This window comes from Myxococcus sp. RHSTA-1-4 (genome assembly GCF_020037125.1).
In the GTDB taxonomy this organism is placed as follows: domain Bacteria; phylum Myxococcota; class Myxococcia; order Myxococcales; family Myxococcaceae; genus Myxococcus.
Genome location: NZ_JAIQDG010000042.1, coordinates 59,089 through 83,053 on the forward strand (window position 1 = coordinate 59,089; position 23,965 = coordinate 83,053).

The following is a 23,965-nucleotide window of genomic DNA, read 5'->3' on the forward strand; positions in this document are numbered from 1 at the left end:
AACGTGAGGGCGGGATGGAATTGAAGCTCCTGAAGTGTCCTGGCTGCGGCGCGAACCTTCCATCCCCTTCCGCGCCCAACGGCATCCTCGTCTGCGAGTACTGCCGCGCCATGGTGTCCGCCTCGGGTGCGGCGGTGTGGCCCATGCCCGAGCGCCCCGCGGACGACCCGCCCTTCGCTCCGGACCGGCCGCGCGTCACCGTGGCGGGCACGCGCTACGTGCTGCTCGGCCGGTTGGGCCGGGGCGACGGCAGTGACGTGTTCCTCGCGCGGCGCGACGCGCGCATCACCGAGATGGTGGTGCTCAAGGTGGTCCGGGCCCTGTCGGACGCGGACCTCGTCGCGCGCGAGTACGAGATTCTCGAGGAGCTGCACCGCGGCGACGCACAGGGCGCCGAGCACTTCTCGCGGCTCCTGCCCCAGCCGGTGGCCCAGGGGGCCGTGAAGGACCCGGAGGGAGTCCCGCGCGCGGCGGCGGTGTACCGCTGGCACAGCGGCTTCCAGCACTCGCTCACAGACGTGCGGGAGGTCTACTCCGGTGGAGTGGACCCGCGCGCGGCGGTGTGGATGTGGAAGCGGCTGTTGGAAGTGCTCGGCTTCGTGCATCGCAGCGGCTACGTCCATGGCGCCGTGCTGCCGCCGCACGTGGTGCTCCACCCGAGAGACCACGGCGTCATGCTGGTGGGCTGGTGCAACGCGGTGCGCTTCGCCTCGGGCCGGGCACTGCCCTCCACCAGCGCGGCGCACCGGGACTTCTATCCCGACGCGGTCTGGACGGGCGAAGCGCCCACTCCCGCCACGGACCTGGTGATGGGAGCGCGCACCATCGCCTGGGTGCTGGGAGGGGACCCCGTGTCGGGCTCCACGCCGCCGGGCGTGCCTCCGCCGCTGGCGGACCTGGTGCGACGCTTCTGCGATGCGGCCTACCGGGAGTCCACCGGTGACGCGTGGCGGGTCAAGGAGCTCGTGGACGCCGCGGCGCGCGAGTCCTTCGGCCCGCCGAAGTTCATCCCCTTCACCATGCCGGGGTGGCGCTGATGGGATACGGGAGCTACAGCTACGAGGCCCACGAGTCGATGACACGGGCGCGGTCGGAGCTGCCGCGCCAGGAGGTCTTCCGGCAGCGGCGCTGCCATGCGCTGATGGAGCCCCACGGGGTGAAGTGGCGCGAGAGCCGCGACAGCGAGGCGCATCCCCGCTCCCTGGGCATCATCTTCGCGCTGGACGTCACCGGCTCCATGGGCCACATCCCGGACCTGCTGGCGCGCCAGCGGCTGCCGGCCTTCATGAAGGCCCTGCTGGACGCGGGCATCACCGACCCGCAGGTACTCTTCATGGCCGTGGGGGACGCCGACAGCGACCACGCGCCCCTCCAGGTGGGCCAGTTCGAGTCCTCCGAGCGGCAGATGGACCAGTGGCTGACGTGGAGCTACCTGGAAGGCGGCGGCGGCACGCCCGGCACGGAGTCCTACGAGCTGGCCATGTACTTCGCCGCGCGCCACACGGACCTGGACTGCTGGCGCAAGCGCAAGCAGCGCGGCTACTTCTTCATGACGGGAGACGAGCGGCCCTACAGCTACGTGTCCCGTGCGCAGGCATCGCTGCTCATCGGAGACACGCTGGAGCAGGACCTGCCCGTGAAGCAGGTGGTGGACGAGCTGCAGCGCACCTACGAGCCGTTCTTCCTCATCCCCGACCTCGCGCGGCGGCGCGGCTGCGAGCGCGACTGGCGGGAGCTGCTCGGCGACCGCGTCATCTGCATGGAGGAACCCACCGACACGGTGGACGTGGCGGCGGGGCTGGTGGGGCTGTGCGAGGGCGCCATCTCCGACCTGGACGCGCTCGCCCGGCACCTGGAGCGGCAGGGCGTGGACAGGCAGGGCCGGGGCCGGGTCATCCGCGCGCTGACGCCCTTCGCCGCGACACTGGGACGGGACGGAGTGCCCCATCCCCACCTGGAAGACGAGCACCTACCCACCAACGACGCCAACTCCGGCCACCGGCGCATGGGCTGACTCGGAGCACGTGTGAGCACGGCCTACGGACCTCAGGAGCTCGCCCGGGACCTTCAACGGCTCGTGGACCTCCCGGCGCGAACGAAGGCCGAGCTGAAGGCCTGGTACGCGGAGGCCAGGGAGGTTCAGGAGCGAATCCTCGCGTCGGAGGAGCTACACACCATCCCGCATTCCCTGTGGCACTTCTTCTCGGACGCGGATGTCCGCGCCAGGTCGCCAGAGGACCGGGAAGGGCAGTTCGAGCAGGTCCGCCAGCACATCGCCGTACTGGCAACAGGAGCCATCCCGCCCGACGACAGCCGCGAAGTCGACTTCGGCACGTTCCTCCGAGAGCTTTGGAGCTTCATTCGTGGCAAGGACAGATGAGCCCCTCCCGCACGGTCCACATCGTCGTCGACCTCGGCTTCGGTGACGCCGGCAAGGGCACGATGACGGACTGGCTGGTGCGCCGCCACGGCGCGGGGCTCGTGGTGCGCTTCAACGGTGGGGCCCAGGCCGGCCACAACGTCGTCACCGATGACGGGCGGCACCACACCTTCTCGCAGTTCGGCGCCGGCACCTTCGTCCCGGGCGTGCGCACGCACCTGGCGCGCCCCACCATCCTCCACCCGCTGGCCATGCTGGTGGAGGCCCGCTACCTCGCCGAGCGCGGCGCACCGGACGCGCTGGCACGGACCACGGTGAGCGAGGGCGCGCGAATCATCACCCCCTTCCACCAGGCCTCCGGCAGGCTGCGGGAGCTGGCCCGAGGCTCAGGGCGCCACGGCACCTGCGGCGTCGGCGTGGGCGAGACGGTGCGGGACGCCCTCGCGCACCCGGACGACGCGGTGCACGCCGGAGACCTCGCCCGGCCCGCGGTGCTCGTGCGCAAGGCCGCCGCCGCCCAGGAGCGGCTGCGCTCGGAGCTCTCGGAGGAGCTCCGCGCCGCGCGCCCGCATCCCCAAGCCGCCCCCGAGCTGGCGATGCTGGAGGACCCGGACGTCCCCTCACGTTGGGCAGACGCGGTGCAAGCCCTCCGCCCGCGCGAGCGAATCGTGGGCGACGACTGGCTGGCCCCGCGCCTCAGCGAGGGCACCACCGTCTTCGAAGGCGCGCAGGGCGTACTGCTGGACGAGTGGCGCGGCTTCCACCCGCACACCACCTGGAGCACGTGCACGTTCGACCTCGCCCTGGAGTTGCTGCGCGATGCGGCCTTCGACGGCGCCGTCCACCGGCTCGGCGTTGTGCGCGCGTACGCCACGCGCCACGGCGAGGGCCCCTTCCCCACCGAGGAGCCCGCGCTCGCCCCGGCCGTGCCCGAGCCCCACAACGACGCCGCGGGCTGGCAGGGCGACTTCCGTGTGGGCGGCTTCGACGCGGTGCTCGCCCGCTACGCCCTGGCCGCCTGCGGGGGCGTGGACGCCCTGGCGCTCACCCACCTGGACCGGCTCGCCGCGCGCTGGCCCGTGTGCACCTCCTACCGTGCGCCACCAGGGAACGACGGAGGCACACTCGTCCGGGACGCGGCGGACACCTCGCGGGTGACGGCGCTGCGCCTGGGCCCCCACCGAGACCTCGCGTACCAGGAGCGCCTCACCCATGCGCTGGCCACGTGCCAGCCGGTCCGCGAGGAACTGGACCTGGGAGAGCAGCCGGCCGGGCGGCCAGAGCGCTTCATCTCCTGGGTGGAGTCCACCCTGTGCGTCCGGGTGGCGGTGACGTCCCACGGCCCGGCGGCGCGGGACAAGCGGGAGCGGGGGCTGACGCCGCCGACGGCTACGCGCTAGCCTCCCCGCCCAACACACGAGGGGGTTTCGCGACATGGGGTACGGCAGCTACAGCTACGAAGCGCACGAGGCGCTCACGAAGGCCCGCAGGGACGTCCCACAGCAGGAGGTCTTCCGGCAGCGGTCCTGTCATCCGAAGATGGACCCTCGGGGCGTGAAGTTCCGCGAGAGCCGTGACAGCGAAACCCACCCCAACTCCCTGTCCGTCGTCATGGCGCTCGACGTGACGGGCTCCATGGGCGACATCCCCGAGACGCTCGCGCGGAAGACCTTCCCCACCTTCATGAAGGACCTGATGGAGGCAGGCATCCCCGACCCGCAGGTGCTCTTCATGGCGGTGGGCGACGCGTACATGGACAGCGCGCCCCTCCAGGTGGGCCAGTTCGAGTCCTCCGAGCAGCAGCTCGACCAGTGGCTCACCTGGATGTTCCTGGAGCGCGGCGGCGGCGCGAACCCGGCGGAGACCTACGAACTGGGCATGTACTTCGCCGCCGAGCACACCGCGATGGACTGCTTCGAGAAGCGCGGCAAGAAGGGCTACTTCTTCATGACGGGTGACGAGCCCGCCTTCCACTACGTCGCCAAGGACCACATCGAGAACCTCATCGGCGACAGGACCCGAGGCGATGTGCCCATGGAGGAGGTCGTCCGCCGGCTGGACCGGACCTTCCACCCGTTCTTCCTCATCCCCGACCAGCGCCGCCGGGGCCGCTGCGAGGACTTCTGGCGCGGCTACCTGGGCGACCGGGTCATCTGCATGGACGCCCCGGAGGACACCTGTGACGTGGCCGCGGCGCTGGTGGCCCTCACCGAGGGCGCCGTCCCGAGCGTCGACGCAGTGGCCGAGCGCCTGCTCGCCAGCGGTACGCCGAAGGACCGGGTGAAGGGCATCGTCCGGGCCATCGAGCCCTGGGCCAAGGCCCTGCGGCGCGCGGCGTAGAACAGATGCCCGCGAGGCCCTCCCCCACGGGGCCTCGCGCCGTGGTAGTCCGGGGGCGTGAGCGACGCCTTCGACCAGCTCGGCCTCTCGCGGGACACTCTCGGTGCCCTGCGCCGGGCGCGATTCACCCGCCCTACCCCCATCCAGGAGCAGGCCATTCCCCCGGCCCTCGCCGGGAAGGACGTCATCGGCTGCGCCGCCACCGGCACCGGCAAGACGGCCGCTTACGTGCTGCCCCTGGTGGAGCGCTTCGCGGGGCAGAAGGGCACGCTCGGGCTGGTGCTCGCCCCCACCCGGGAGCTGGTGCAGCAGATTGCCGAGCCGGTGCGCTTCTTCTCGGAACCGCGAGGCCTCACGCACACGGTCGTCATCGGCGGCGAGGACATGGGGACGCAGGTGACGGCGCTGAAGGAGCGCCCCACCTTCGTGCTCGCCACACCGGGACGGCTGGTGGACCTGCTGGACAGCGGGGTCGCCGCCTTCCCGCACCTGAAGGCGCTCGTCCTGGACGAGGCGGACCGGATGCTGGACATGGGCTTCCTGCCGCAGCTTGAGCGCATCTTCGCCGCGCTTCCCCGCCGCCGGCAGACGCTCCTGTTCTCCGCGACGCTGGGCCCGGACGTGAGCCGCTTCGCCCGCCAGCGCCTCTACAAGCCCGTGCGCGTGGAGGTGACTCGCAGCGGCACCCCCGCCGAGCGCGCGGAGCAGCGGCTCTACTTCGTCAGGCCGGAGGAGAAGACTCCGCTGTTGCTCACGCTGATGGAGCGCGACACGTCGACGGCGCTCATCTTCACCCGCGCCCGGGAGCGCGCGGACAAGGTGCACCGGGCACTCCAGAAGGCGGGCCACAAGTGCGCGGTGCTGCACGCGGACCGCACGCAGAACCAGCGGCGGCAGGCGATGGAGGGCTTCCGCGACGGCACGTACCGCTGCCTCGTGGCCACGGACATCGCCGCTCGCGGGCTGGACGTGGAGGACGTGGGGCACGTCATCAACTACGACCTGCCGCACGCGCCGGAGGACTACGTGCACCGCATCGGCCGCACCGCCCGTGCCTCGGCCAGCGGGGTGGCCTCCACCTTCGCCCTGACGCGCGAGGGGCAGGTCATCACCCGTATCGAGAGCATCATGCGCGCGGAGATTCCCCGCGTCCCGGTGCCCCGCGAGGACCCCGTCTTCAAGGAGCACTGGGAGCGCTTCCTCGAGGCGCAGAAGCACCCCGGCCCGCCGCAGCAGGACCACGGCCAGCCGAAGCGCGCACCGGACCACGCTCCCGGGCGCCACGCGCGGACGCACAAGAAGCGTGGCCCGTAGGCGCGTCCGGCATCCGCACGCGGCGGCCTCGCGTCAGGGCGCCGCCTGCCGCTCCTTCTCCAGCTCCGCCCGGAAGAACGCGCTGCCCTTCGCGAGCTGCTCCATGTAGGGCCGCACGTCCTCGCGGGCCTCCGGCGACAGCTTCGCGAACGGAATCACGTGCTCGTCGGGCACGTAGCGGAACGTGAGGTTGATGCGGCGGGTGCGGAAGTCCGGCAGCTCCGGCGGCATGACGTGCCCCGCGCGAGTGTCCACCCGCTGCACGCGGTGGAACGTCTCGTCCTTCCACCGCGCGCCGCCGAAGAGCTGGAGCGCGCCGTCGTCCAGCCACTGCTCCAGCACCACCTCGTCCCGCTCGCCCGGGCGCGAGGAGGTGACGAACTGGATGAGCGCGCGCTCGCCGAAGGACAGCGACGCCACCGGCCCCGGCTCGAAGTCCTTGTGCTCGCCCACCCGCGCGGTGTCCACCCAGCGCCCGTCCTCCAGGCGGCTGCCGTAGAAGTTCACCAGGCAGGTGTTGAGGTGCCAGCCCTTCGGCATGTCCGGCCCGCGGAACATCCGCCGCGCCAGCTCCTCAATCTTCGTCACCTGCCGCTGGAGCACCGCGGGGAAGGGCTCGGCCTTCACGCACCGGTTCAGCACGCCCTTCGGCGGGCGGTAGTAGTCCAGGCACGCGAACTGCCAGTTTCCCAGCCAGTACACCGGCCGCAGCAGCCGCCGCTGAGACTGCCCCGGTGGAGGCGGGAAGTGCTTCGAGTAGCGCTCCTCCCACAGCGGGTGGAGCGTGCCGAGCCATGCCACGATTTCCGCCCGGTCCACGGCGGACAGGAAGCTCGCGTTGTAGTGGTGGCCCGGGGTGCGCTGGCGGACCTTGTGGGTCGGCGGGCGGCCCCGGTGGGGGGGGAAGGCCATGGGCGCCGTGCTACCACACCGGCTCCGGCGCCTCGACCTCCGAGCGGCATCGGCGCCACCCGGACGCCTGGAGTGGAGGGAGGCGGGGTCCTATCCCCCGCCCTGCCTTGCACCCTGACGGATGCAAGGCGGCCCGTGCGCCTCAGCGCGCGTGCGAGATGCCGACGGAGGAGCCGCCACCCATGGGCTCCTTCGCCACGACCGGCTCGGCGGGAGAGGCGGCCGGAGCCGTCTCCTTCGCCGCGACCTGCTCGGCGACAGGAGCGGGAGCCGACTCCTTCGCCGCGACCTGCTCGGCGACGGGAGCGGGAGCCGGCGCCTTCGCCGCGACCTGCTCGGCGGGAGCGGCGGCCGGAGCCGGCGCGGGCTTCACGCAATCGGAGGCCGCCGGAGCCGGGGCCTCGGAGCGGGCGGCGACCAGCGCGGGGGCCGCTTCGGGCGGGAGCCGGCGCGGGGGCAGCACGAAGGGCGGCGGCACGGGGCAGTGCGTGCACGGCCCGCGCAGCGGCACGGCCAGCCGCTGCCCGGCGCGCAGGAAGTTGCTGCGCATCCGGTTGGCCTTCTTGATCATCGACACCGTCGACCCGTAGCGCAGGGCGATGCCGCCGAGCGTGTCGCCGTTGCGGATGCGGTGGGTGACGACGTTGTGCTCGGGCTGGAGCGCGAGCAGCGGCTGCACCCGGCGGCCCAGCTCCTGGGCGCGCGGGTTGTGGAAGCGGATGTGGAAGTGGTCCCGGTGCCGGCGCGCGTGCCGGACGATGCCCGTGGGGCCGTCATTGAAAATCGAGTCCAGCCACGCCTTGTCCTCACCGGACTGCACGGCGTAGTCGTAGATGACCTTCCGCACGCGGCGGTCCACGAGCACCATCTGCACGTCCGTCTTCGTCACCAGCGCGCGGATGAACGCCCAGTTGAGCGGCACGTTGATGTACCTCTCGCGCTCGCGCTCACGGATGGGGTCCACCGTCGGGTAGTAGAAGCCGACGTCCACGTCCCGGCCGTTCTGGTGGCTCTTGTGGGGGCGCAGGTAGCCGCCCTCCTTGTTGCTGATGCCATTGACCCGGAGCGGCGGGGCGTTGGGGAACTTCGCGCGCACCTCGCGGATGGCCTCGGCCAGGTAGTTCACCGTCTCCTCGGTGGCCCAGGCCACCTCGGGGGAGACGACAATCCACTCGGGGCCTTCCGGGAACCGCTTCGCGTTCACCAGCCGGCCGCTGTGCACGAAGCCCACCGCCATGGACCCGAGCGAGGCAATCTCCTCCTTCCACCGCCGGGTCAGCTCCTCGTCGGAGAGCTCGGCCGTGTACAGCGGCCCCGTCGGCACGTCGCCCGAGGCCACGGCCTCCGTCGACTCACCCTCCCCAACGTCGCCGGCGGCCTCCGCCGACTCGTCATCCTCGCCCTCCAGGTCCTCGGCGGAGAGCGCGCAGCCCTCACTGGAAGCGGGAGCCTCTGCCACCGCGTCCGCGGTGGGAGCCGCCACCGGAGCGGCACTCTCCGCGGCGGGAGCCGAAGCCGGGGCCGAAGCCGCCGGGGGCGCCTCGGCGCGAGCCGCGTCGGAGACCTCGGGACGCACGGCGGCGAGGGCCGGCGCATTGCCAGCAGTGGGGGCCACGCGCGCGGCACAGCCGGCGCAAACGAGCAGGAACCAGATTGGGTAACGCACCGGGGCGAAGGATGACCCGGAAACCGTCCGACCTCCAAGTACCCGTCACCAGATTCTGGACGCCCCCCCTACCCCGGAGGGCGCTCCGGGACGGCCCACCTCACACTTCCAGAGTGGACCCCGCCGCGTCACCGCCCTGCCGGCTGCTCTCCGGCGAGGCGTGACGGGGCCGGTTGACGCCCGCCCCCGCCCCGCCGGAACGCTCAGCCCGCCGCCGGAGCGGGAACCGGCTCCGCGATGGCGACGTCCAGCGCCAGCTCGATCATCTCGTCGAAGGACGTCTGGCGCTCATGGGGGGAGAGCTTCTCCCCCGTCAGGATGTGGTCGGACACCGTGAGCAGGCCCAGCGCGCGGGCGCCCAGCTCCGCGGCGATGCCATAGAGCCCGGCGACCTCCATCTCCACGGCGAGCATGCCCATGCGCGCCAACGTGTCGTTGAGCGCCGCCTGCGGGTGGTAGAAGAGGTCGGAGGAGAAGACAGAGCCGGCGCGCACCGCCCGCCCACGCCGCTCGGCCGCCTCCATCGCGCGCCGCGCGAGGGTGAAGTCCGGCACCGCCGGGAAGTCATGGTCCATCAGCCGCATCCGGTTCACCCTGGAGTCGGTGCCGGCGCCCGTGGCCACGATGACGTCCCGGAGCTTCACGTCCTGGCGCAGGGCCCCGCAGCTCCCCACGCGGATGAGGACGCGCGCGTCGTAGGTCCGGATGAGCTCGGTGGCATAGATGGAGAGCGAGGGGATGCCCATGCCATGCCCCATCACCGACACCCTGCGGCCCCGGTACGTGCCGGTGAAGCCATACATGTTGCGCACGGAGGTGACGCCACGGGCGTCCTCCAGGAAGCGCTCGGAGATGTGACGGGCCCGGAGGGGGTCACCGGGCATCAGCACCACGTCGGCGAAGTCGCCCGGTGCGGCTGAGATATGAGGAGTGGCCATGGACGCGCACCATACCTACGGGCCGGCCACCCAGGACACGTGGAAGTGGGCATCCAGCGTGGAAAGCGTGTAGCTCTCCGGAAGCGGGGGAAAAGGCGCGGCCTTCTTCACGGCCGCGAGCGCGGCGGCGTCCCACGTCTTGGAGCCCGACTCCGCGGACACGGTGGCGGACACGAGCTTCCCGTCCCGGCCAATCACCGCCTGGACCACGGTCTTCCTGCCCAGGGCCGGAGAGCCCTTGGGCCCGGGCTGACGCCACTTGCCGGCGACGCGGGAGTAGACCTTCTGCTGGTAGTCAGCGCTCTTGAGCTCGGACTGGAAGAAGGCCTCGAGCCGGGGGCTGCCGGAAGCGGCGAGCGCGGCGGGAGCCACGGCCAGCGCGAGCAGGGCCACGAGGCTCAGACGGCGGATGCGGAACAGGGAATCCAGGGGGTGCTCCCTCCATCAGGAGAAGTGGCGCGAGGGTAACATGGGGCCTCCAGCCCCCAGGGAGCGCACCGCCATGTCCACCGCCTCCGCCCCCGCGTCCAGTCCCGCCGACGCCCCGCTTCCGCCCGGACCTCGCGGCGAGCCGCTGCTGGGCTGCGTGCGCGAGCTGCGCAAGGATCCGCTCGCCTTCTTCTCCAAGCAACTGCGCGAATACGGCGACGTGGTGCGCATCCGCGTGGGCCCGGTGTTCGTGACGATGCTGGCCCACCCGGACCACGTGCGGCACGTGCTCCAGGACAACGCGCGCAACTACAACAAGCAGACGCGCGGCTTCGCGGTCGTGCGCGAGCTGCTCGGGCAGGGGCTGCTCACCAGCGAGGGCGACTTCTGGTTGCGCCAGCGCCGGCTGGCCCAGCCCGCCTTCCACCGCCAGCGGCTGGCCGGCTTCGCGCGCACCATGGTGGACGCGTCGGTGGACCTCGCCAACACGCTCGAGTCCCGCATCGCCAGTGGCCAGCCCTTCGACGTGGCCGAGGACTTCACCCACCTGACGCTGCGCATCGCCGGCCTCACCCTCTTCGGCACCGACGTGGGCGACGAGTCGCACGCCATCGGCGAGGCGCTCGGCCGGGCGCAGACGTTCGCCAACCAGCGCCTCACGCGGCTCATCCCGCTGCCCCGCGCCCTGCCCCTGCCCTCGCACCTCCGCTTCAAGAAGGACGTGGCCACGCTGGACCGCGTGGTGCGCACCATCATCGACCGCCGGCGCCGCGAGGGTGGAGAGCATCACGACCTCCTGCAGATGCTGATGGAGGCGCGCGACGAGGACACCGGCGAGCGGATGAGCGACACCCAGCTCCGGGACGAGGTGCTGACGCTGCTGCTCGCCGGCCACGAGACGACGGCCAGCGCGCTGGCCTGGACGGTGGTGCTGCTGTCGCGCAACCCCGAGGCGCGGCGGAGCCTGGAAGCGGAGCTGGCGCGGGAGCTGGCGGGCCGGGCCCCCACGGTGGAGGACATTCCCAGGCTCGCGTACACCCGCCGCGTGGTGGACGAGTCGCTGCGCCTCTACCCGCCCGCCTGGATTTTCTCCCGCGCGCCCATCCAGGACGACGTCGTGGGAGGCTTCCGCATCCCCAGGGGCACCTTCGTGCTGCTGCTGCCATGGGTGACGCACCGCCACCCGAAGCTCTGGGACAACCCCAACACGTTCGACCCCGACCGCTTCCTCCCGGAGCGCGAGCGCGAGCGGCCGCGCTTCGCCTGGTTCCCCTTCGGCGGAGGGCCGCGCCAGTGCATCGGCAACCAGTTCGCGCTGATGGAGCTGGTGCTGGTGCTGGCCACGTTGCTCCAGCGCGTGCGGCTGGACCTGGCGCCGGGCCACGACTTCGCCCCGGCGCCCGCCATCACCCTGCGCCCGCGGCCCGGCGTCTGGGTGACGGCCACACGGCCTTGAGGCACGGCCCCTGAGTACGCGCAGGGGCCCCGCATCTCCCGCCCTGCCGCGAGGCGGCGGGTGCCTGCCCGTCCGGATGCACACCGGGCAGGCACCGGGCACCACCGGCGCCTCGGGTTGCATCCCTCCCGCACCTCCGGGACATTACCGAAGGGGTAGGGATGATGCTCGGCTACCAGGCGAATCCACAGTGGCGAGACATGTCCGACTTCGTGGTGCACTTCACGAAGCCGGGACCGCCCTACCATGACTCCTACCAGAACATGATGAGCATCCTCGGCTCGCGGACGCTCATCCCCGGCGCGGAGGGCTTCGGCATCACCCGCGGGGAGCCGGCCGTCGCGGAGCGCCACCGCTCGGTGTGCTTCAGCGAGATTCCGCTGGACCAGCTCGGGCGGCTCGTCCAGCGCCGCAGCCTGTACGGCATCGCCTTCCGCAAGAGCTACATCCTCTCCCAGGGCGGCGGGCCCGTCTGGTACGTCCAGTACGGCTCGCCCGCGCACCTCGCGCTGAAGCACCAGGTGCGGCAGGCGCTCGCGGCGAAGGAGCCGCAGCGCGAGCCCATCTGGTCCATGACGCCCTTCGTGGACATCCAGGGCGACACCCACAACGCGCCCTACAGCTACCGCTTCGACTGGGAGCGCGAGTGGCGCGTGCCGGGGCTCCTGCGCTTCACCGAGTACGACGTCGCCGCCCTCTTCCTCCCCGAGGAACTGCACCCCACCGCCCGCGGCTTCTTCGAGTGGGCCGTGAAGGAGAAGGCCGGCCCCGGCTACTTCTGCCCCTGCCTGGACCCGCTGTGGAAGGCGGACCAGATTGCCGCCGCGCTGGCGAAGCACGCCGAGGGCTCGGCGCGCCTCAAGACGGCGTAGGCCGCCCTACTCGAACAGCGACACCTCGGCCAGCCGGGAGATGAACCGCTCCACCCCGTTGTTCCCGTTGGCGAAGCTCGTTCCGGTGAGCCGCACGTAACGGACCGGCCCGACCTCCGCCAGGGCCGCCTCGCCGAAGTGGGACCCGTCCTTCTTGCGCAGCGGCCCGTCGAAGGGGCTGTCCCACTGGGTCGCCTCCTCGAAGCGGGGAATGAGGCCGACATGGTCGAGATTGGAGTCGGACAGCAGCAGGGGAGAGACGGCCATCAGCGCCCACTGCTCGCCATCCAGGCTCCCCTCGAGACGGAAGGCCCCACCCTCGACGCCACCCATGCCGCGGACCACGGCGTGCCGGAGCACCCGGGGCTCGGACAGCGTGAGGGTGAGCCACGGCACGCCGCTCGTGGTCGTCGAGAGCGGCACCTGCTCCAGGCGCCCATCCGTCCATGGGCAGGCGCCCGCGGGCGAGGGCGTGCACGACACGCCCCGGCTGACGGGCCGGAGGTTGCCGGCCGGCAGGGGCAGCGATGGCGTGCGCCACTCCACGCGGAAGTCGAGCTCCGAGTGCAGGGCCCCCAGCGGGTAGAAGAGCCAGACGCCCAGCGACATCGCGCGCAGCTTCACCTCGGGGCTGGCGAAGTCCTCCAGCACATAGGGGCTCGCGGTCCACGGCGACGTGGCGCCCCACCAGCGGAACACCGTCTGTCCACCGCTGAGGACCTGCAGGACCACCTCGGGCTCCGTGGGAGAAACGGGCACCTCCTCGCCCGCCTCGTTGGTGGTGTGCACCTCCTCACCGGTGACGGGGACCTGGGGCGTGGGCGGCGCGGGCGCGAAGGACACGACAGGCCCTCCGGAGCCCGGGTCCACTCGCAGCCGCGAGTCCCAGTGGCGCAGGGCCGGCAGCTCCACGTCGTCGCGGAAGAGGAAGGACACGAAGGTGCCCGAGCCGTCCTCCTCCAGCCGCGACACGCGGAAGCGGTAGGGCTGCGTCGCGTTGGGCAGCGGCGAGTTGGGGTCCACCGCCTGTACGTCGCCGTAGCGCATCTCCAGGAAGTAGTCCCCGGAGTCCTCGGTGGTGGCCGTCCCGTACGGCGTGAAGACCGGCGGCTGCCAGGGAATGGCCGGGCCCCCGTTGCTCCCGGGCTCCACCACCTTCGCGCGGTCATGGGACAGCGTCACGCCCACCATTGGCGAGCCATCGGAGAACTCGGCGCGGCCGTAGGCGAAGATGGGGTCGTCCTGCAGGCGGTCGCACCCGCTGGAAAGAACGGCGAGCATCGCCAGTGTCTGGAATGGATGACGCATCTCAGTAGCTCCCCTTCAGGCCGAGCAGCGGAACGACGACGGGCACGCCCAGGGGCTTCCGCTGCAGCTTGCCGTTGCGCCGCGTGTACTCGTAGGCGAACACCTCCTGCTGGAGGGACAGGTTGAGGACGTCCAGGGAGGCCTCGAGGTTGAAGTCGTCCATGGCCCAGGACTTCGCGGCGCGGAAGTCCACACGGAAGAAGGGCCTCAGCCGGCTCACCTGGTCCGCATCCTCCCGCACCCACGTGCGCTGGTTGCCAATCTGCGTCCCCCGCTGCGTCACCGAGGAGATTTCTCCGGACTCGGGGCGGCCGGTGTTGAAGTGCAGCACCGTGCCCAGCGTCCAGTTGTTGCGGAGCTTGTAGCTGAGGGCGGCGTTGAAGACGTGCGCCTGCTCGAAGGCGAAGGGCAGGTCCGCCTCGGCCGTCTCCCGGACGGTGGTGTCGTCGTTGTACCGGGGGAACTGCTTGTGCCGCTTGCTCTGGAGGAAGCTGTAGGTGACCCAGCCGAACCAGTTGCCGCCCAGCGGGTGGCGCGCCATCAGGTCGAGTCCGTACGCGTAGCCGCTCGCGACCGGGTCCCCGCGCAGCAGGCCCCGGCGCTGCCGGTTCTCCAGCACCTGCTTCACGTCGAACTCCACCGTGCGCGACAGCGGGTTGTAGAAGGCGTCCGCCGTCAGCTCCAGGCCCTCGGCGGCCTTCCACTCGGCGCCCACGTCGAACTGGGCGCCCTCCTGCAGGCCGTAGCGCAGGCCGGAGACGTCCATGGCGGGCAGGTGCAGCAGGACGGTGGGCGGCTGGTGGAAGAGGCCCGCGCCCCCCTTGAGGGTGAGCGTCTCCGTGAGGGCGTGGCGCACGCTGAGGCGCGGCTCCACGGCGACGTGGGTGATGCCGGGCACCAGGTGGTACGCATCCACGCGCGCGCCGGGCAGCACCATCCACCGCTCCGAGGGACGCCACGTCACCGCCGCGAACGCGCCGGAGAAGGTGCCCAGCGAGGAAGGCTGCTTCAGCGGATGCGCCTCATCCGAGGGCCGCCAGCCGGGAGGCCGCGCGGTGCCGGTGGTGGTGGTGGCCACGCGCCGGTGCTCCACGTCTCCTCCGGCGTGGACCTCCAGCGCGTCCGACAGGCGCCGCTTCCAGCCCGCGCGGGCCGAGAAGGTGAGCTGGTCCAGGCCATACACCCCCACCTTCATCGGCAGCAGCTTCCCGTCCGGCTGCTCCAGCGTCCGAATCCCCTCCAGCCCCACCTCGTCCAGGCCCACGGTGAGGCCCAGCTCGCCCTCGCCTCCCGCCAGCGGGTGCGTGCCGCGCAGGTCCACGCGGTGGAAGCGGGAGACGATGGAGCCGCCCATGCCGCCCTCGTAGTCGCCGGAGGACTCGCCGGCGTCATCCGAGCTGCCCAGCGCGAACAGGCGCAGCCGGCCTTCGCCCAGTTTCTGCTCCACGCGGAGCTGGTAGTCCCAGAAGCCGGCGTGGAGGGGATGGTCCTCCTCGTCGTTGAAGATGGCGTACGCCAGGGGGATGAGCAGCCCGGTGTAGCTGTAGCGGCCGGCCACGGTGACGGAGGTGCCCGTCTTCTCGAAGGGGTACTCGATGAAGCCCCCGGCGTTGATGAGGTCCGCATAGACGGTGGCGTGCAGCCGGTCCTCACGGGGCCGGGACAGCCGCCCCTCCACCGCGCCGCCCAGCACGCGCCCGTACTGCACCGGCGGCGAGCCCGGGTAGAAGTCGATGGTGTCGATGAAGTCCGGGTGCACCACCGCCGGCCCGAGCAGCAGGTGGTACAGCATGGGGACGCGCACGCCGTCCAGGAAGTAGCCGGTGGCGGCGGGCTGGCCGCCACGCACCACCGGATAGCCCAGGCCGGAGGCCACGCTGGCCACGCCGGGCATCAGCATCACCACGCGGAACGGGTCCCCCTGCGTGCCGGGCACCTCTCGAAGCTCCTGCTCGCGCAGGGTGATGCGCGTCACCTCGGTGCGGGGACGGTCGTCGCGCACCACCGTCTCGTACGGATTCACCTGGCCGGGCTGGAGCCGGTAGACCACCTCGAGGGACTGGCCGCCCATCACCGTCTCCTCGAAGGTGAAGGGCTGGTGGCCCGGCGCACGCACCGTGATGCGGTGGGCGCCGGCGGGCACCTCCAGGTCGAAGCGGCCCTGCTCGTCCACCAGGGAGGACGGCCCCTCGCTCCCGTCGACGAAGAGGGCGGCGTCCTTCAGGGGGCGGCGCGTCCCCCGGGCGCGCACCTCGCCGCGAATCCGGCCCGGGAGGGTGTACTGCTCGGCGGGCGGCTCGAAGCGGTAGACGAACTCGATACGCACCGCCACCGGCCTGCCGGAGAGGGTCGCGGGGGTGAAGCGCAGCCCCGGGGCGGCCTTGAGCGCGGCCTCGTTGAGGGGCTCGTATTCGGAGGGCTCCACCACCTTCACCTCGGTGACGGCCCCCTGCTCATCCACGAGCAACACCAGCTTCACCTCGGACGCGGCGCCCCAGAGCCCCTCGGGCCACGCGGCGGGCGAGTCGGCGACCCGCCTGGGAGGTTGCAGCCACGCCGCGCCGCCATCCGCGTCCAGCCCCAGGCGCGAGGCATCGTCCTCGGAGACGGCGGTTCCGGCATCGGTGGCCAGGACGTCCACCTCCACCTCGCGGGGCTCGCTGGTGGCGGTGGGCGGGGCCTGGGCTCCCGCGACGCCCGGCGGGGTGCACAGCGCGACGGCGAACAGGGCGATTCGGAGAAGAGAGGCCATACCAGTCCGGATACGCAGTGGAGTGTGCCCACTGGCTCGAACGGGCGCCGAGAGCCCCGGACCTGCATACGCGAGCGCAACTGTCTACCCCTCGCGCGGCGGCAGCCCGGCTGTCACCGTGGCAGCCATCCCGGCCTAGAACTGCGCCCAGCCCGGCACGCGCGGGTAGGGAATGGCGTCGCGGATGTTCTGCAGGCCGCACATGTAGACGATGAGCCGCTCGAACCCGAGCCCGAAGCCCGCGTGCGGCACCGTGCCGTAGCGGCGCAAGTCCCGGTACCACTGGTAGTGCTCGGGCTGGAGGCCGAACTTCTTCATGCGCGCGTCCAGCACGTCCAGGCGCTCCTCGCGCTGGCTGCCGCCGATGATTTCGCCGATGCCGGGCGCCAGCACGTCCATGGCGGCCACCGTCTTCCCGTCCTCGTTGATGCGCATGTAGAAGGCCTTGATGGCCTCCGGGTAGTTCATCACCACCACGGGCCGGCCCACGTGCTCCTCGGACAGGTAGCGCTCGTGCTCCGTCTGGAGGTCCTTGCCCCACTCCGGCGCGTACTCGAACTTCTTCTTGGCCTTCTTCAGGATGTCGATGGCCTCGGTGTAGTCGATGCGCTCGAAGCTGGAGTTGATGAACTTCTCCAGGCGCTCGGTGACGCCCTTCTGCACGCGCTCCTCGAAGAACTTCATGTCCGGCGCGCAGTCGGAGAGCACTGCCTTGAAGACGGACTTGAGGAAGCGCTCGGCCAGGTCCGCGTCCGCGTTGAGGTCCGCGAAGGCGATCTCCGGCTCAATCATCCAGAACTCGGCCAGGTGGCGTGTGGTGTTGGAGTTCTCCGCCCGGAAGGTGGGGCCGAAGGTGTAGACCTTCGACATGGCGAGGCAGTACGCCTCCACGTTGAGCTGGCCGGAGACGGTGAGGTAGGCCTCCTTGCCGAAGAAGTCCTTGTGCCAGTCAATCTTGCCTTCCGGCGTGCGGGGCGGGTTCACCGTGTCCAGCGTGGAGACGCGGAACATCTGCCCGGCGCCCTCCGCGTCGCTGGCGGTGATGATGGGCGTGTTGACCCAGAAGAAGCCCTCCTCGTCGAAGAAGCGGTGGATGGCCTGGGCCGCCCGGTGGCGCACGCGCGTCACCGCGCCGAAGGTGTTGGTGCGCACGCGCAGGTGGGCCACCTCGCGCAGGAACTCCAGCGTGTGCTGCTTGGGCTGGATGGGGTAGGTGTCCGGGTCGTCCACGAAGCCCAGCACCTGCACCTCGTCCGCCTGCACCTCGAAGGCCTGCCCCTTGCCCTGGGACTTCACCAGCGTGCCCCGGGCGACGACGGAGCAGCCCGCCGTGAGGTGCAGCACCTCCTTCTCATAGTTGGGCAGCGTGGCCGGGGCGACCACCTGGATGGGGTCGAAGGTCGAGCCGTCGCTGACGTTGACGAAGCTGATGCCCGCCTTGGAGTCGCGGCGCGTGCGCACCCACCCGCGGACCTCCACCTTCGTCCCCTCCTCCAGCGCGCCCGCGAGGACCTTCTTCACACTGACGACCTGCATTGACGCTCTCCCTTGAGCCGAATCCCGATTCTGGAAGGCGAGTTAGCCGCGCCGACGGTCCGAGGACAAGGCTGGTGTGCGCCCTGAAGCCCTCCGACCCCCGTCCGAAGGCCCGCTGCCCGGCCTGGAAGCGGGGCCTCCAGCAGCCTCGCCAGGGGCCGGAAGCCGGGGAGGCCTGGAGTCCCCCTTCCCCACCCCACCCGGAGGCCCTTCCCGGGGCATCCAGGGGCCCTGCCGGGTGTCCGGACGCCCGCCGAGCGTGTCAGACCCCATGGGTATCTTCTTTCCCGTGGCCGCGAGAGAGGCGGCCAGCCTTCCCGCAGAACTCACACGCCATTCGCAGGCCTTCGTGCCTGCCTTGGCCTTGCCATACCTGGAGAGTCACATGGCTACTCGCAACACGTCCAAGCGCAACGCCGTCGCCCGCAACCGCTCCGCCGAGGCCACCAAGGCCGCCTTCGAGGACCTGGCCCGCAAGGCCCGCAACAAGCCCGTCGTCGTCTCCAAGGAGCAGGAGGCGAAGGACGCCCACGCGAAGAACGTCCTCGCGGACGTGTCCGGCCTCACCGCGGAGACGGCGGTGAAGAAGGTCACCGAGGCGGGCCTCACCATCAACAAGACGCTGGCCGGCATCAACGAGCAGGTCATCTCGCTGGTGGAGGAGCTGAAGCAGCTCGACGAGGCCATCCAGCTCAAGACGGAGGAGCTGAACGGTCTGCACGGCAAGGACGTGGCCGCGAGCGCCATCGACGTGCTGGTGGCCGAGTACGACAAGAAGAAGGCGGAGCTCGAGGCGGAGATGGAGCGGCTCCAGAAGGACATCACGGACAGCCGCGCCAGGGCCGCCGCGGAGCTGGCCGCGGAGCGCGAGGCCGCCGAGGTGGCCCGCAAGCGCGCCGAGGAGCAGTACGCCTACGACACCCAGCTCGCGCGCAAGAAGGACCAGGACGCCTTCGCGGAGGGGCTGCGCCAGCAGGCCGCCCAGGAGCGCGACCGCAAGGAGAAGCTGGAGAAGGACTGGGCCACGCGTGAGGAGGCCCTGAAGCTGCGCGAGAAGGAGCTGGAGGACCTGCGCAAGCAGGTGGCCGAGTTCCCGCAGGTGCTGAAGAAGGAGGCGGACACGGCGGCCGCCATCGCCGGCAACCGCGTGAAGTCCGAGTGGGAGATGAAGCTCACGCTCGCCACGAAGGACGCGGAGACGGCCCAGCGAGTGGCCACCATGGAGATTGCCTCGCTGAAGGAGACCTGCACGAAGCAGGCGCAGGCCATCCAGACGCTCCAGGCGGAGCTCAACGAGGCCAAGCGCCAGGTCCAGGCCATCGCCGAGAAGGCCCTGGAGTCCGCCTCCGGCGCCCGCGCGCTGGCCGAGGTGCAGGGCGTCATCGCCAGCCGCGAGTTCTCCAAGAACAAGTAGTCCCGGTGGTCCTCCGCGGAGGGCCTCGCCCGTGTGAGGGCGGGGCCTCGCTGGACGAGAGCGAGCGCACCAGCCCCGCGGCTGGACCCGTCCTTCTCCCCGCCGGAGTGAGCGACACCGCCTGGAACGTGGCGGCTCCAGGCCCGCGCCGCCCAGCGGCCCGGGGCGCATGGGAGCCCCGGGCCACGCGTCGCATCAGAGCACCGCCACCTTCATCGCCTGGAGGATGGCCGCCGCGGTGTCCTTGCCGGACAGCGCCGCGCCCTCCATGAAGCCCTGCCACCAGTAGAACGAGTTGGCGTGCTCGCCCGCGAAGTGGAGGTTGCCCACGGGCTTGCCCTCGTTGCCGCAGATGGTGGTGAACTGGCCGGGCCTGTACGCGGTGTAGCTGCCGAGCGTGTTGGGGTTGCTCGGCCAGTGCTCCAGGTGCGCGAGGATGCGGCCCCCGGCACCGCGCTTCACCGCCGCGGCCGAGCCGGGCACCACCCGGTCCATGCCCGCCACGAAGCGCTCGGCCTCGCGGGCGACGTTGTTCGGGTCCAGCGAGGCCCCGCGCACGCCGCTCGAGTAGTCGGTGAGGACGGCGTCCTCCGCGGTGGCCCGCGCGGGGTTCGTCTCCCAGGTGGCCTGATGGTCCGCCAGGTCCGAGTACGTCGCCCCACTGCAGCCATGCTCCGCCCAGGCGGGCCCGCGGTAGCCCACCATCATCTTCGCGTTGGTGCCGTAGCCCAGCTCCTGAATCGCCAGCGTCTTCCACGTGGGCAGCGCCAGCGACGCGTCCAGGTGCACGCTCCGCAGCACGGTGAAGGGCACCGCGAGCACCACCGCGTCATACGTCGCGGTGACGGCGGTGCTCCCGCGCCGCAGCGCCACCTCCAGCGCGCCGGCCGCCGTCTTGCGCACCGACTCCAGCCGCTCGCCGTAGCGGAGCTGTCCCGGCAGACGCGCCGCCAGCTCGCGCGGAATCTGCTGGTTGCCGCCCACCAGGTGGTAGCGCTCGTCGCTGACGCCGAAGGGCTCGAAGCGAGAGCGCCGGTTGGCGCGGATGAAGAAGAGGAAGTTGAGGCAGCTCTGCTGGTGCGCCGGGAGCCCGTACTCACCCTCGTACGCGGCGATGATGGCCGCCTTCACCACCGGCCCCGCGCCCCGCGTCTCCAGGTACGTCACCAGGTCCATCAAGTCATATTGCCGGTCCACCTCCGTGTGCAGGTCCGCGGTGGGCGCGTCCGAGAGCGCCCGCAGGTCAGGCCGCATGGCCGCGACGAAGGCGCGGTACTCGTCGACGACGACGGACTCCGGGTAGCGCTGGCCGCCGAAGTAATAGAAGACCTCGCCGGGCCCCTTGGTTACGTCCTCCTTCGGCAGGTTGAACTCCTGCGCGTAGGCCAGCATCGTCTTGTGGCCGGTGTCGATGAACTCACCACCGCGCTCCACCACCTGGCCGGGGAAGCTCACCGGCCCGCTGAAGGCGCCGCCCATGGAGAACACGCGCCCACCGGCCCGCTCGTTGGCCTCGTGCACGGTGGCGAGGATGCCCGCGCGCTTCAAGTCGTACGCGCACGCCAGCCCCGCCATCCCCGCGCCGATGATGCCCACGCGCACCGAAGGTGGCGCCTTCACCTCCTCCGCGCGTGCCGCCCCCGCCGCCAGCCCCACGCCCACCGCCGCCAGGCCCTGGAGCACCGAGCGGCGGTCCATCCGCATCACCTGCGTGGCCTCCCGGCTGGGGGCCCCCAGCCGCTCCGAGGCGAGGGCAACGCGGGTGGTCTGCCGGAACAGCTCGAAGAGGGGCGTACGGGCCACGGGACCTCCAGGTGGGTGGGGTCCCGTCTTCTCTCACAACTCAGAATTTTCTTGAAGATGTAATTTTCAAGCCAAGCTGGAGACTATTGAACAGTCCGTACGCAGGACCTCACGCCGTCAGTGAGTCATCGAGGATGGAGAGGGCCTCGGCGAAGACGGCGTCGGGGATGGTCAGCGGGAAGAGGAAGCGGATGACATTCCCGTACACGCCGCAGGTGAGGAGCATGAGCCCGCGCTCCAGGGCCCGCGCGCGCACCTTCTGGGTGAAGTCCGGGTCCGGGGTGTCGCTGCCCGGCTGGCAGAACTCCACGGCCAGCATGGCGCCCAGGCCGCGCACCTCGGCCATGTGCGGCACCCGGGCCTTCTGGGCCAGGAGCCGCTCGCGCAGCTCGCCACCCAGGCGGTGGGCCCGCTCCACCAGCTTCTCCTCCTTCATGACGTCCAGCACCGCGTGCGCGGCGGCGATGGCCATGGGGCTGCCCGCGTAGGTGCCGCCCAGGCCGCCCGGCGTGGGCGCGTCCATGACGTCCGCCCGGCCCGTCACCGCGGACAGCGGGAAGCCGCCGGCCAGCGACTTGGCCATCGTCATCAGGTCCGGCGCCACGTCGTGGTGCTCCATGGCGAACCACTTGCCGGTGCGGCCGAAGCCCGTCTGGATTTCATCCGCGATGAGGAGGATGCCGTGCTCGTCGCACACCTTGCGCAAGGCGCGCATCAGCTCCGGCGGGGCCACGTAGAAGCCGCCCTCGCCCTGCACGGGCTCGATGATGATGGCGGCCACGCGCTTCGGCTCGATGTCGGCCTTGAAGAGGTTCTGCAAGGCCTTCAGCGAGTCCTCCACGCTCACCCCGTGCAGCGGCATGGGGAAGGGCACGTGGAACACCTCGCCCGGGAAGGGACCGAAGCCCGTCTTGTAGGGCACCACCTTGCCGGTAAGCGCCATGCCCATCATCGTCCGCCCGTGGAAGGCGCCGCTGAAGGCGATGACGCCGCTACGGCCGGTGGCGTAGCGGGCAATCTTCACCGCGTTCTCCACCGCCTCCGCGCCCGTGGAGAAGAACGTCGTCTTCTTCGGGTGCGGGCCGGGGACGAGCGCGTTGAGCCGCTCGGCGAGCGACACGTAGCTCTCGTACGGGACAATCTGGTAGGCCGTGTGGGTGAAGGCGTCGAGCTGCGCCCGCACCGCCTCCACCACCCGGGGGTGCCGGTGGCCGGTGTTCAGCACGGCGATGCCGCCGGCGAAGTCGATGAACCGGCGGCCCTCCACGTCCCACAGCTCGCTGTTCTCCGCGCGCGCCACGAAGAAGGGGGCCATGACGCCCACTCCACGCGGGGTGGCGGCCTCCTTGCGCGCGAGCAGGCTGGCGTTGGCGGTGTCCTTCTTCATGTGCGTTCCCTTCCCTTCCGGCTCAGTACTTCACCATGACGTGGCGCACGGCGGTGTAGTCCTCCAGGGCGTACATGGACAGGTCCTTCCCGTAGCCGGAGCGCTTCACGCCACCGTGGGGCATCTCGCTCACCAGCATGAAGTGCGAGTTCACCCACGTGCAGCCGTACTGGAGCTGCGCCGCCACCCGCATCGCCTTGGAGAGGTCCTTCGTCCACACCGAGGACGCCAGGCCGTAGTCCGAGTCATTCGCCCAGGCGATGGCCTGCTCCTCGTCGCTGAAGCGCGTCACCGACACCACCGGGCCGAACACCTCGCGCCGGACGATTTCGTCCTCCTGCCGCGCGCCGGCCACCACGGTGGGCTCGAAGAAGAAGCCCTGGGTGCCGCGCGCCTTGCCGCCCACCGTGACTTCCACGTGCTTCAGCTCCGCCGCGCGCTCCACGAAGCCCGCCACGCGCTGGCGCTGCTTCTCGGTGATGAGGGGGCCCATCTCCACGCCCGGCGCATCCTGCTCGCCCACCTTGAGGGACGCCACCGCGCTGGACAGGTCCGCCACCAGCTTGTCGTACACCTTGGGGCCCGCGTAGATGCGGCACGCCGCCGTGCAGTCCTGCCCCGCGTTGTAGAAGCCGAAGGTGCGGATGCCGGCCACCACCGTCTCCAGGTCCACGTCGTCGAAGACGATGACGGGCGCCTTGCCGCCCAGCTCCAGGTGGGTGCGCTTGACGCCCTGGGCCGCGGCCTCCAGCACCTTCTGGCCGGTGGACACGTCGCCCGTCAGCGACACCATGCGCACCTGCGGCTGGCGGATGAGCGGTGCACCCACGGACTCGCCGCGGCCCGTCACCACGTTCACCACGCCGGGCGGGAAGAGGCCGGCCATGAGGGTGGCCAGCTTCAACGTCGTCAGCGGCGTCTGCTCGGAGGGCTTGAGCACCACCGTGTTGCCGGCGGCCAGGGCGGGCCCCAGCTTCCACGCCGCCATCATCAGCGGGTAGTTCCACGGGGCGATGGAGGCCACCACGCCGAGCGCGTCCCGGCGAATCATGCTCGTGTACCCGGCGGCGTACTCGCCGGCCACCGCGCCCTGCATGGTGCGCACCGCGCCCGCGAAGAAGCGGAAGACGTCGGCCACCGCCGGAATCTCGTCCCCCAGCGCCAGCGCGTAGGGCTTGCCGCAGTTGAGCGACTCCAGCCGGGCCAGCTCCGCGCCCTGCGCTTCAATCGCGTCCGCCAGCTTCAGCAGCACCGTGGCGCGGTCCTTGGGAGGCGTGCGGGACCAGGCCGGGAAGGCCCGCTCCGCGGCCGCCACCGCCGCCTGGATTTGCGGCAGGGAGGCCTCGGGCACGCGCGCCAGCACCTCGCCCGTCGCCGGGTTGAGGACTTCCTCCGCCGGGCCCTCACCGACCACCAGCTCGCCACCAATCAACAGCTTGCCGTCCATGCCGTCCTCCC

The 23,965-nt window shown here is 71.3% G+C and carries 19 protein-coding genes; 9 read left to right on the forward strand and 10 right to left on the reverse strand.

The window, feature by feature from the left end; all coding sequences use genetic code 11:
* Positions 1 to 14: 14 nt before the first annotated feature.
* The 6 genes from K8638_RS38525 to K8638_RS38550 are packed head-to-tail and all read left to right on the forward strand — an operon-like array spanning position 15 to position 6,034.
* The gene (locus tag K8638_RS38525) at positions 15 to 1,037 is read left to right on the forward strand and encodes a hypothetical protein (RefSeq protein ID WP_223759731.1); all 1,023 of its coding nucleotides are present in this window, start codon (positions 15 to 17) and stop codon (positions 1,035 to 1,037) included.
* Positions 1,037 to 2,014 carry a VWA domain-containing protein gene (locus tag K8638_RS38530; RefSeq protein ID WP_223759732.1) on the forward strand — a complete coding sequence of 326 codons (978 nt, stop codon included), beginning with the start codon at positions 1,037 to 1,039 and terminating at the stop codon, positions 2,012 to 2,014. Before K8638_RS38525 ends, K8638_RS38530 begins: the two co-directional genes overlap by 1 nt.
* A 12-nt stretch (positions 2,015 to 2,026) precedes the next feature.
* Positions 2,027 to 2,380: a hypothetical protein gene (locus K8638_RS38535; RefSeq protein WP_223759733.1), complete on the forward strand. Its 354-nt coding sequence runs from the start codon at positions 2,027 to 2,029 to the stop codon at positions 2,378 to 2,380.
* On the forward strand, positions 2,377 to 3,780 hold the full coding sequence (locus K8638_RS38540) for an adenylosuccinate synthetase (RefSeq protein WP_223759734.1): 1,404 nt from the start codon (positions 2,377 to 2,379) through the stop codon (positions 3,778 to 3,780). Before K8638_RS38535 ends, K8638_RS38540 begins: the two co-directional genes overlap by 4 nt.
* Positions 3,781 to 3,814: 34 nt before the next feature.
* Entirely contained in the window at positions 3,815 to 4,720 is a 906-nt protein-coding gene (locus tag K8638_RS38545; protein ID WP_223759735.1) for a VWA domain-containing protein, read from the forward strand.
* 57 nt (positions 4,721 to 4,777) lie between these two features.
* Positions 4,778 to 6,034, forward strand: a complete 1,257-nt coding sequence (locus K8638_RS38550) for a DEAD/DEAH box helicase (protein ID WP_223759736.1) — start codon at positions 4,778 to 4,780, stop codon at positions 6,032 to 6,034.
* A gap of 33 nt (positions 6,035 to 6,067) precedes the next feature.
* On the opposite strand, the gene K8638_RS38555 is transcribed toward K8638_RS38550, so the two are convergent.
* The 4 genes from K8638_RS38555 to K8638_RS38570 all read right to left on the reverse strand — a co-directional run bounded on the left by K8638_RS38555 (position 6,068) and on the right by K8638_RS38570 (position 9,943).
* Positions 6,068 to 6,946: an alpha-ketoglutarate-dependent dioxygenase AlkB gene (locus K8638_RS38555; protein WP_223759737.1), complete on the reverse strand. Its 879-nt coding sequence runs from the start codon at positions 6,944 to 6,946 to the stop codon at positions 6,068 to 6,070.
* A 142-nt stretch (positions 6,947 to 7,088) separates the two neighbouring features.
* A complete protein-coding gene (locus K8638_RS38560) occupies positions 7,089 to 8,561 on the reverse strand; it encodes a penicillin-insensitive murein endopeptidase (RefSeq protein ID WP_223759738.1) in 1,473 nt (490 codons plus the stop codon).
* Positions 8,562 to 8,815: 254 nt separating this feature from the next.
* Entirely contained in the window at positions 8,816 to 9,550 is a 735-nt protein-coding gene (gene deoD, locus K8638_RS38565) for a purine-nucleoside phosphorylase (protein ID WP_223759739.1), read from the reverse strand.
* A 15-nt stretch (positions 9,551 to 9,565) separates the two neighbouring features.
* The gene (locus K8638_RS38570; RefSeq protein ID WP_223759740.1) at positions 9,566 to 9,943 is read right to left on the reverse strand and encodes a TonB family protein; all 378 of its coding nucleotides are present in this window, start codon (positions 9,941 to 9,943) and stop codon (positions 9,566 to 9,568) included.
* Between the two features lie 109 nt (positions 9,944 to 10,052).
* On the opposite strand from K8638_RS38570, the gene K8638_RS38575 reads away from it, so the two are divergent.
* The gene (locus tag K8638_RS38575) at positions 10,053 to 11,435 is read left to right on the forward strand and encodes a cytochrome P450 (protein ID WP_223759741.1); all 1,383 of its coding nucleotides are present in this window, start codon (positions 10,053 to 10,055) and stop codon (positions 11,433 to 11,435) included.
* Between the two features lie 200 nt (positions 11,436 to 11,635).
* Complete coding sequence (locus K8638_RS38580; protein ID WP_223759742.1) at positions 11,636 to 12,307, forward strand: abortive infection system antitoxin AbiGi family protein; 672 nt, start codon at positions 11,636 to 11,638, stop codon at positions 12,305 to 12,307.
* 6 nt (positions 12,308 to 12,313) lie between these two features.
* On the opposite strand, the gene K8638_RS38585 is transcribed toward K8638_RS38580, so the two are convergent.
* The 3 genes from K8638_RS38585 to asnS form a co-directional block, all read right to left on the reverse strand.
* Positions 12,314 to 13,615 (reverse strand): hypothetical protein, encoded by a 1,302-nt coding sequence (locus K8638_RS38585; RefSeq protein ID WP_223759743.1) that lies wholly within the window; start codon positions 13,613 to 13,615, stop codon positions 12,314 to 12,316.
* 1 nt (position 13,616) lies between these two features.
* A complete protein-coding gene (locus K8638_RS38590) occupies positions 13,617 to 16,367 on the reverse strand; it encodes a TonB-dependent receptor domain-containing protein (protein ID WP_223759744.1) in 2,751 nt (916 codons plus the stop codon).
* Positions 16,368 to 16,502: 135 nt separating this feature from the next.
* Entirely contained in the window at positions 16,503 to 17,903 is a 1,401-nt protein-coding gene (gene asnS / locus K8638_RS38595) for an asparagine--tRNA ligase (protein WP_223759745.1), read from the reverse strand.
* A gap of 385 nt (positions 17,904 to 18,288) precedes the next feature.
* Here asnS and K8638_RS38600 point away from each other — a divergent pair, with 385 nt between their 5' ends.
* Positions 18,289 to 19,317, forward strand: coding sequence for a kinetoplast-associated protein (locus K8638_RS38600; protein WP_223759746.1), 1,029 nt, complete (start codon positions 18,289 to 18,291; stop codon positions 19,315 to 19,317).
* Positions 19,318 to 19,512: 195 nt separating this feature from the next.
* Here the strand turns inward: K8638_RS38600 and K8638_RS38605 are convergent, their stop codons facing one another.
* The 3 genes from K8638_RS38605 to K8638_RS38615 form a co-directional block, all read right to left on the reverse strand.
* Positions 19,513 to 21,120, reverse strand: a complete 1,608-nt coding sequence (locus K8638_RS38605; RefSeq protein WP_223759747.1) for an NAD(P)/FAD-dependent oxidoreductase — start codon at positions 21,118 to 21,120, stop codon at positions 19,513 to 19,515.
* Positions 21,121 to 21,229: 109 nt separating this feature from the next.
* A complete protein-coding gene (locus K8638_RS38610; RefSeq protein WP_223759748.1) occupies positions 21,230 to 22,507 on the reverse strand; it encodes a 4-aminobutyrate--2-oxoglutarate transaminase in 1,278 nt (425 codons plus the stop codon).
* 22 nt (positions 22,508 to 22,529) lie between these two features.
* Complete coding sequence (locus K8638_RS38615; protein WP_223759749.1) at positions 22,530 to 23,954, reverse strand: gamma-aminobutyraldehyde dehydrogenase; 1,425 nt, start codon at positions 23,952 to 23,954, stop codon at positions 22,530 to 22,532.
* Positions 23,955 to 23,965: the final 11 nt, after the last annotated feature.

Coding starts and splice junctions, on each gene's coding strand:
- K8638_RS38525 (WP_223759731.1), top strand. CDS start 15: ATGGAATTGAAGCTCCTGAAGTGTCCTGGCTGCGGCGCGAACCTTCCA.
- K8638_RS38530 (WP_223759732.1), top strand. CDS start 1,037: ATGGGATACGGGAGCTACAGCTACGAGGCCCACGAGTCGATGACACGG.
- K8638_RS38540 (WP_223759734.1), top strand. CDS start 2,377: ATGAGCCCCTCCCGCACGGTCCACATCGTCGTCGACCTCGGCTTCGGT.
- K8638_RS38545 (WP_223759735.1), top strand. CDS start 3,815: ATGGGGTACGGCAGCTACAGCTACGAAGCGCACGAGGCGCTCACGAAG.
- K8638_RS38555 (WP_223759737.1), bottom strand. CDS start 6,946: ATGGCCTTCCCCCCCCACCGGGGCCGCCCGCCGACCCACAAGGTCCGC.
- deoD (WP_223759739.1), bottom strand. CDS start 9,550: ATGGCCACTCCTCATATCTCAGCCGCACCGGGCGACTTCGCCGACGTG.
- K8638_RS38575 (WP_223759741.1), top strand. CDS start 10,053: ATGTCCACCGCCTCCGCCCCCGCGTCCAGTCCCGCCGACGCCCCGCTT.
- K8638_RS38580 (WP_223759742.1), top strand. CDS start 11,636: ATGTCCGACTTCGTGGTGCACTTCACGAAGCCGGGACCGCCCTACCAT.
- K8638_RS38585 (WP_223759743.1), bottom strand. CDS start 13,615: ATGCGTCATCCATTCCAGACACTGGCGATGCTCGCCGTTCTTTCCAGC.
- K8638_RS38590 (WP_223759744.1), bottom strand. CDS start 16,367: ATGGCCTCTCTTCTCCGAATCGCCCTGTTCGCCGTCGCGCTGTGCACC.
- asnS (WP_223759745.1), bottom strand. CDS start 17,903: ATGCAGGTCGTCAGTGTGAAGAAGGTCCTCGCGGGCGCGCTGGAGGAG.
- K8638_RS38600 (WP_223759746.1), top strand. CDS start 18,289: ATGGCTACTCGCAACACGTCCAAGCGCAACGCCGTCGCCCGCAACCGC.
- K8638_RS38610 (WP_223759748.1), bottom strand. CDS start 22,507: ATGAAGAAGGACACCGCCAACGCCAGCCTGCTCGCGCGCAAGGAGGCC.
- K8638_RS38615 (WP_223759749.1), bottom strand. CDS start 23,954: ATGGACGGCAAGCTGTTGATTGGTGGCGAGCTGGTGGTCGGTGAGGGC.